Consider the following 7,482-nt stretch of genomic DNA (forward strand, 5'->3'; position numbering starts at 1 on the left):
GTCAAAGCTGGGCCGCCAGCTCGTCGAGCAGCGCCTTGTGGGCGTTGGCATCGATTTCGCGCTTGAGCAGCTTCTCGGCGCCGGACACGGCCAGCGTGGACACCTGCTTGCGCAGTTCCTCGCGGGCACGGTTGGACGCCGCGGCGATCTCGGCTTCGGCCGCCGCCTTCTGGCGGTTGGCTTCGGCGATCGCGTCGTTCTTGGCCTGGTCGACGATCTGATTGGCGCGCTGGTGCGCCTGCTCGATGATCTCGTTGGCCTTGGTGCGCGCGGCGCGCAGCTCGGCATCGACGCTCTGCTGGGCCTGTGCCAGGTTCTTCTGGCTCTGCTCGGCAGCGGCCAGACCCTCGGCAATCTTTTGTTGACGTTCTTCGATCGCCTTGTTCAGCGGCGGCCAAATGAACTTCATCGTGAACCAGATGAGCACGATGAACGTGATCATCTGGCCGAAGAAGGTCATGTTGAGATTCATGACAGCTCCGATGGAACGCGTTTTTCGGGCTTATGCCCGGGAGAGCCGCCCGGAATGGCCGGACGGCTCAACGGTTGCTTTTACGGCGATTACTGCGCGGCGCCGACGGCGGCAGCGGCGTTCTTGACTTCGCCCAGCAGCGGGTTGCCGAAGGCGAACAGCAGGCCGACGGCCAGCGCGATGATGAACGCCGCGTCGATCAGGCCGGCCAGCAGGAACATGCGGCCCTGCAGCATCGGAACCAGTTCCGGCTGACGGGCAGCCGACTCAAGGAACTTCGAGCCCATCAGCGCGATGCCGAGGCACGCACCGATCGCGCCGAGGCCGACCATCATGCCGATCGCGATCGCGGTCAGGCCCTGCACACTGGCGATGAATTCCATGGTTTTCTCCTACTGAAACGTTTGGTTTGGACAACTAACGGAAGGGTGAAGCTGGAAGGGTGAAACGAAAGCGGTGGAACGTCGTCGTCTGGCGCGGGCTCAGTGACTCTCGTACGCGCCGGCGATGTAGACGACGGTGAGGATCATGAAAATGAAGGCCTGCAGCAGCACGATCAGGATGTGGAACAGGGCCCAGGCGATGTTGAAGAACACGCCCGGCACGAACATCAGCAGGCCGCCGCCCAGCAGGCCGGCGATGAGCATGAAGACCAGCTCGCCGCCGTACATGTTGCCGAACAGTCGCATCGCCAGGCTGACCGGCTTGACCAGGTACTCGATGACGTTGAGACCGAGGTTGGCCGGAGCGAGCGCGACCTTGGCGCCGACGCCGTGCGCATGGAACGGCGCGGTCAGCAGCTCCTTGCCGAAACCGAAGCCGCCCTTGGCCTTGATCGAGTGGCCGAGGATCAGGAAGAACACCACCACCGACATGGCCAGCGTGGTGTTGAGGTCGGCGGTCGGGACCCAGCGGAAGTAGGTGTGATGCGCCACCTCGGCACCGGCTGCGAGCTTGACTGCCGTATACGGCGCGTCGAGCGGCAGCAGGTCCATCGTGTTCATCAGCACGACCCACACGAAGATCGTCAGCGCCAGTGGCGTGATCGAGCGACGGTCGCCGTGGAAGCTGTCCTTCACCTGGCCGTCGATGAACTCCAGGATCAGCTCCACGAAGGCCTGGCCCTTGCCCGGAACGCCGGACGTGGCCTTGCGCGCGAAGAACGCGAACCAAGCGATGAAGATGAGGCCGAGCACCAGCGACACCGCCCAGGTGTCGATATGGAACGCTCCGCCGAACACTTCGATGGTGTTCTGCTGGAGGTGATGCTGGATGTATTCGTTCAGGCCGCCCGAACCGGTCTGTTCGCTCACGAAAGACACCTTATCGTTTCAAAAGATTGGCCAGCACGAACGCGAGCGTTGCCGCCAGCACTCCCACCAGCATCGGCAACGGTGGCAGCTTGAACCCGGCCAGGCCGAGCGTTAAAACTGCGAACACCACCACCCACTTCAACATCACCCCGGCCAGCAGCCTTCCCATCGCCATGCCCGCCGGCTGGATGCCGCCGCCAAGCGCCATGAGGGCCGCCACCACGCCTCCCGCGACCACCGCACCGCCGCCGACCGCCGCCGCCAGCGCCGAAGGCGCCCCGAGGGGGAGGAAGGCCAGCGCGACCAGCGCTGCCGCGCCGGCCTGCCAGGCAGTCGCGCGCGACGCCAGCCGGCGACCTGCGGACAGAGGATCGTGCACGCGGGACTCGTCGGTCTGGGGTAGGCGCAAAGCGCCCGGTAGAGCCGCAAAAGTATAAAGGTCGCCTTAAGTCCGGGCAACCGGCGCTGGTCACGAACCGGCCCCTGAACAGGACCGGGGTGGAGGATGCGACAAGTTCGGATGGATAGATTCCATCAATCGCATCCGGTCGGACATTCGATTGGACTCGGCTTCGCGCATCCCCATAATGAGAATCGATCTCATCTTCGGAGGTGCCCCATGGCCAAGACCCTCAGCTTCGCCGCCGTCCACTTCAGCGTGGCCTTCACCATCGGCTACCTGATGACGGGCAGCGTCTGGGTCGGCGGTGCACTGGCTCTGGTCGAGCCGGCCTGCAACACGGTGGCCTTCCACTTCCACGAGAAGGTCTGGAAGCGCATCGAGGCGCGCCGCGCCCGCCGCGCTGCGACTCCGCCCGATCAGGCTGCGATGGCAGCCTGATCCGGGAGCAACCCGGCGGAACCTTTTCGATATCCCCCGGTCCCACCTCTCGGTTGCCCGCCGGCGCACCTCTCTCCTCGTCAACGGCAAGCAGCGGTGGGTCCCCGGAAGCCCCGGCCATGTGCCGGGGCTTCGCCTTTCCGGCACCGTGAACGTCGCGCGATTTTGCGTGATGGGATCCACGGTTTCCGCAGTGCGCCATCACGGGCAAGCCGTTGCACAGCGTTTTTCACCTTCGCTGCATCGTCCATCGGGCATCCGTTGAAGCTCCCCCGGATGCAACTCAATGGAGTGGACTGATGATGGACTTGCGACACCACTGCCGCGGATTTGGACTTGCCGCGGCGATCATGGCCGCGTGCGTGGCCGGCCAGGCCCATGCACAGCAGGACGATCGTTTCACCTTACGCGTGGGCGCGATGGACGCCGAAGCGACCAGCACGCTCAGTGCGCGCACCAATTTCATGGGACAGGATCTTCGCTACAGCCAGGAATTCGACCTGGGCAGCGACGAGATCTCGCCGCGCATCGACGGCGTGTTCCGCTTCAGCGACCGCCAGCGCCTGGTCTTCGACTACTTCCAGTACGACAAGGAACAGACGGCGACGCTGGATGATGCGCTGTCGTACGACGACATCACGCTGCCGGCCGGAAGCTTCGCGCGTGCGGAGATCGAATTCACGTTGGCCAGCCTGATGTACGACTACGCAGTGGTCGACACCGGCCAGTTCGAACTCGGTTTGCAGATCGGTGCAGAGTGGGCCAAGCTCGACGGCACGCTGCTGGCCGAGGCCGGCGAGAACCGTTTCCGCGACAGCGAGAGCGAAGACGGCTATGCGCCCGTCGTCGGCGCGCGCTTCACGATCACGCCGACCGATCGCTGGCTGATCAACGTGCAGGGCCAGTACCTGGACGCCGACTGGGGCGACTTCGGCGATTACGACGGAACGATCAGCCGCGCCAACGCGGCGGTCGAGTACCGCTTCACGCCAGCGCTCGGCGTCTTCGTCGGCTACGACTGGTTCAAGCTCGATGCCGAGCGCAGCGGCCGCGATGGCGCTTTCGGACTGGACCACCGCTTCAAGGGGCCGACCGCGGGCGTGTCGTTCTCGTTCTGACGCGCAAACGGAAACAGGCGCGGGTGACCGCGCCTGTTTCGTTGAACCGCTAGCCCCGACCGCTTACTTCTTCTTCGGGATGTACAGGTCGGTGATGGTGCCTTCGTACACCTCGGCCGCCATGCCCACCGTCTCGCCCAGCGTCGGGTGCGGATGGATGGTGTGGCCGATATCGCCCGCTTCGGCCCCCATCTCGATGGCCAGCGCGATCTCGGAGATGAGGTCGCCCGCATGCACGCCGACGATGGCGCCGCCGATGATGCGGTGCGTCTTCTCGTCGAAGATCAGCTTGGTGAAGCCTTCGCCACGACCGATGCCGACGGCGCGCGCCGACGCGGCCCACGGGAACTTGCCTACGCCCACGTGCAGGCCCTTGGCCTTGGCTTCGGTCTCGGTTACGCCGACCCATGCCACTTCCGGATCGGTATAGGCGACCGACGGCACCACGCGCGCGACCCACTCGCGCTTCTCGCCGGCGGCGACTTCGGCCGCGAGCTTGCCTTCATGCGTGGCCTTGTGCGCGAGCATCGGCTGGCCGACCAGGTCGCCGATGGCGAAGATGTGCGGCACGTTCGTGCGCATCTGCCGGTCCACCGGAATGAAGCCGCGTTCGGTGACCTGCACGCCGGCCTTGTCGGCGTCGATCTTGTTGCCGTTGGGCGAGCGACCCACCGCGACGAGCACGCGGTCCCACGTACCCGACTCGATCGCCGGCGTCGCGCCCGCATCGGCGGCTTCGAACGACACGGTGATGCCCTTCTTCGACGCCTCGACCTTGGCGGCCTTGGTCTTCAGGTGCACCGCGACGCCCTGCTTCTTCAGGCGGTCGGCGAGCGGCTTGATCAGGTCCTTGTCGGCGCCGGGCATCAGCTGGTCCATGAACTCGACCACCGTCACCTCGCTGCCCAGCGCGCGGTACACCGTGGCCATTTCCAGGCCGATGATGCCGCCGCCGACGACGAGCAGCTTCTTCGGAACCTCCTGCAGCTCCAGCGCATCGGTCGAATCCATGATGCGCGGGTCGTCCCACGGGAAGTTCGGCAGCTTCACCGCCTGCGAGCCGGCCGCGATGATGCACTGCTCGAAACGCAACAGTTGCGTCTTGCCGTCGTCGCCGGTGATCTCCAGCTCGTTGGGCGAGACGAACCGGCCCACGCCCTGCACCGTGCGAACCTTGCGCTGCTTGGCCATGCCGGCCAGGCCCTTGGTGAACTGGCCGACGACCTTGTTCTGCTTGAAGTCGCGCAGCTTGTCGAGGTCTAGCCTGGGCTTGCCGAAATCGATGCCGATGTCGGCCGAATGCGACGCCTCGTCGATCAGCGCAGCCGCGTGCAGCAGCGCCTTGGACGGGATGCAGCCGACGTTGAGGCAGACGCCGCCGAGCGTGGCGTAGCGTTCCACCAGCACCGTGTCGAGGCCGAGGTCTGCAGCGCGGAACGCGGCGGTGTAGCCACCGGGACCTGCACCGAGCACGACGATGCGGCATTCGATGTCGGCCTGGCGACCCGTGCCGAGCGCGGGCTTGGGCGCCTGCGCGGGCGGCGCCGCAGGGGACGGGGCGACTGGGGGCTTGGACTCCGCGGCGGCCGGGGTTGCTGGCGCTTCGGCCTTGGCGGGCGCGGGCGTAGCGCCACCGGCTTCGCCGGCGCCTTCCAGGATGGCGATGACGGCGCCCTCGGCGACCTTGTCGCCGATCTTGACCTTGATCTCCTTGACCACGCCTTCGGCCGACGACGGGACTTCCATCGTCGCCTTGTCCGATTCCAGCGTGACCAAGCCCTGGTCCTTCTTCACCGTGTCGCCGACCGCGACCAGCAGCTCGATCACCGGCACGCCGTCGTAATCGCCGATGTCCGGTACCTTGACTTCAATGGTTGCCATCAGGCAAGTCTCCTGCGTCTCAGCCGGCGTTGCCGGCCAGCGATTGTTCCAGTTGGTCCAGCGATTCTTCGAGTTCGCGCCAGCGCTTGAAGCGCTTCTCGTCGCTGTCGTCGGTGGCCTCGATCATCAGGTCGAGCTGTTCCATCAGCGCCGTAGCGGGGCCGCAACCGGGCTGCAGTCCGCTGAAGCGCAGCGGCTCGCCGCCGGCCGGGTCGGCGACGACGAACAGCAGCACTTCGCCGTCATGGAATTCGGCGCTGCGCTCGGCCGGCACCTGCGTGCCGAGCACGCGCTGCCAGTCGGCCAGCACGCGGCGCGCCAGTGCTGCGGGCATGGGCACCTGCACGACCTCGGGCTGCTGGCCCACGCGCAATTCGCGCTTGCCGCCGCTCCACACGTCGATGCGCTCGTCCGCCACGGTGTAACGCAGCGTCCAGTCGCCCTCGCCTTCGCCGGCGATCAACTGCACCCCGCTCTCGACGCGCTGCGCCGGCAGGCGGGTCAGGCTGAGCGCCGGGCGAGCGCCGGCAAAAAACAGTTGTTCCACCGCCGTGCCGTAGTTTTCGGTCGCGGGCGGCCAGCCGCGGCCGAGATCGAGTCTGCATGCCTCATCGTCGGCACGCGCCGAAGGCATCGCCCACGCCTGCGCCAGCAGCACGGCCGCCGCCAGGCCCAGCGCGCGTGCACTCACAGCAGCACGCGCCGCATGTCGCCCAGCAACTGCGCCAGGTGCGCGGTGAAACGCGCGGCCAGCGCACCGTCGATGACGCGATGGTCGTAGCTCAGCGACAGCGGCAGGATCAGGCGCGGCGCGAACTGCTTGCCGTCCCAGACCGGACGGATCGCGGACTTGGACACGCCCAGGATCGCCACTTCCGGCGCGTTGACGATCGGCGTGAACTTGGTGCCGCCGATGCCGCCGAGCGAGCTGATCGAGAAGCAGCCGCCGCTCATGTCGGCCGGGCCGAGCTTGCCGTCGCGCGCCTTCCTGGCCAGTTCGGACGTTTCCTGCGCGATCTCCAGCACGCCCTTGCGGTCCACGTCGCGCACGACGGGAACGACGAGGCCATTGGGCGTGTCGGCGGCGAAGCCGATGTGGAAATACTTCTTGAGCACCAGGTTCTCGCCGCTGCCGTCCAGCGAGGCGTTGAACGCCGGGTACTTCTTCAGCGCCGTGACCGAGGCCTTCATCAGGAAGGCGAGCATCGTCAGCTTGACGCCACTCTTCTCGTTTTCCTTGTTGAGCGCGACGCGCAGTTCTTCCAGGTCGGTGATGTCGGCATCGTCGTGCTGCGTGACGTGCGGGATCATCGCCCAGTTGCGCGCGAGGTTGGCGCCGGAGATCTTCTGGATGCGCGAGAGCGGCTTGGTCTCGATCTCGCCGAACTTGGCGAAGTCGACCTTGGGCCACGGCAGCAGGTTCAGGCCACCACCACCGCCGGCGACCGGTGCGGCGGCGGAGACGGCCGCGCCGCCCTCCATCACCGACTTGACGAACTTCTGCACGTCTTCCTTGCCGATGCGGCCGCCGCGTTCGCTGCCGCTCACCTGCGACAGGTCGACGCCCAGCTCGCGTGCGAACAGGCGCACCGCCGGGCTGGCATAGGGCACCTTGTCCGGCATCAGTTCGTCGGCGTCGAAGCTCACCGGCGGAGTGCGTGGCGGCATCGCTTCCGGATCGGTACCGGGGCGCGACGCATCGATGGACGCCTGGGCGATGCGGTCGGGCTGCTGCGGCACTACCACCGGCTCGACCTTGGTGCCGGTCTCGGCGGCCTTGACCTGCTGCGACGGCGCGGCCGGTTCGGCGCGCGGCGGCTCCGCGGCCTTGGCCGGAGCGGGCGCTGCGGCGGGCTT

The 7,482-nt window shown here is 66.7% G+C and carries 9 protein-coding genes; 2 read left to right on the plus strand and 7 right to left on the minus strand.

Annotated elements, in window-relative coordinates; genetic code table 11:
- Position 1: 1 nt before the first annotated feature.
- The 4 genes from VFE83_RS09905 to VFE83_RS09920 all read right to left on the minus strand — a co-directional run bounded on the left by VFE83_RS09905 (position 2) and on the right by VFE83_RS09920 (position 2,164).
- Positions 2–472, minus strand: coding sequence for a F0F1 ATP synthase subunit B (locus tag VFE83_RS09905; RefSeq protein ID WP_324905594.1), 471 nt, complete (start codon positions 470–472; stop codon positions 2–4).
- Between the two features lie 89 nt (positions 473–561).
- Positions 562–855 carry a F0F1 ATP synthase subunit C gene (gene atpE, locus VFE83_RS09910; RefSeq protein ID WP_324905596.1) on the minus strand — a complete coding sequence of 98 codons (294 nt, stop codon included), beginning with the start codon at positions 853–855 and terminating at the stop codon, positions 562–564.
- 99 nt (positions 856–954) lie between these two features.
- Positions 955–1,785, minus strand: coding sequence for a F0F1 ATP synthase subunit A (gene atpB, locus VFE83_RS09915; protein ID WP_324905598.1), 831 nt, complete (start codon positions 1,783–1,785; stop codon positions 955–957).
- Positions 1,786–1,795: 10 nt separating this feature from the next.
- Positions 1,796–2,164 carry a hypothetical protein gene (locus VFE83_RS09920; protein WP_414674718.1) on the minus strand — a complete coding sequence of 123 codons (369 nt, stop codon included), beginning with the start codon at positions 2,162–2,164 and terminating at the stop codon, positions 1,796–1,798.
- A gap of 240 nt (positions 2,165–2,404) precedes the next feature.
- Between VFE83_RS09920 and VFE83_RS09925 the strand changes: the two genes are divergently transcribed.
- Entirely contained in the window at positions 2,405–2,626 is a 222-nt protein-coding gene (locus VFE83_RS09925; protein ID WP_324905600.1) for a DUF2061 domain-containing protein, read from the plus strand.
- Positions 2,627–2,928: 302 nt separating this feature from the next.
- On the plus strand, positions 2,929–3,744 hold the full coding sequence (locus VFE83_RS09930) for an outer membrane protein (protein WP_414674719.1): 816 nt from the start codon (positions 2,929–2,931) through the stop codon (positions 3,742–3,744).
- 63 nt (positions 3,745–3,807) lie between these two features.
- Here the strand turns inward: VFE83_RS09930 and lpdA are convergent, their stop codons facing one another.
- From lpdA to VFE83_RS09945, 3 genes are all read right to left on the minus strand, one after another.
- Complete coding sequence (lpdA, locus tag VFE83_RS09935) at positions 3,808–5,625, minus strand: dihydrolipoyl dehydrogenase (protein WP_324905605.1); 1,818 nt, start codon at positions 5,623–5,625, stop codon at positions 3,808–3,810.
- A 19-nt stretch (positions 5,626–5,644) separates the two neighbouring features.
- Positions 5,645–6,316, minus strand: a complete 672-nt coding sequence (locus tag VFE83_RS09940; protein WP_324905608.1) for a hypothetical protein — start codon at positions 6,314–6,316, stop codon at positions 5,645–5,647.
- The coding region (locus VFE83_RS09945; protein ID WP_324905610.1) for a 2-oxo acid dehydrogenase subunit E2 at positions 6,313–7,482 on the minus strand (1,170 nt) is incomplete at its 5' end. The genes VFE83_RS09940 and VFE83_RS09945, both read right to left, overlap by 4 nt.

The sequence above is a fragment of the Lysobacter sp. genome, assembly GCF_035655815.1.
In the GTDB taxonomy this organism is placed as follows: Bacteria; Pseudomonadota; Gammaproteobacteria; order Xanthomonadales; family Xanthomonadaceae; genus Lysobacter_J.

Coding starts and splice junctions, on each gene's coding strand:
- VFE83_RS09905 (WP_324905594.1), bottom strand. CDS start 472: ATGAATCTCAACATGACCTTCTTCGGCCAGATGATCACGTTCATCGTG.
- atpE (WP_324905596.1), bottom strand. CDS start 855: ATGGAATTCATCGCCAGTGTGCAGGGCCTGACCGCGATCGCGATCGGC.
- VFE83_RS09925 (WP_324905600.1), top strand. CDS start 2,405: ATGGCCAAGACCCTCAGCTTCGCCGCCGTCCACTTCAGCGTGGCCTTC.
- VFE83_RS09930 (WP_414674719.1), top strand. CDS start 2,929: ATGGACTTGCGACACCACTGCCGCGGATTTGGACTTGCCGCGGCGATC.
- lpdA (WP_324905605.1), bottom strand. CDS start 5,625: ATGGCAACCATTGAAGTCAAGGTACCGGACATCGGCGATTACGACGGC.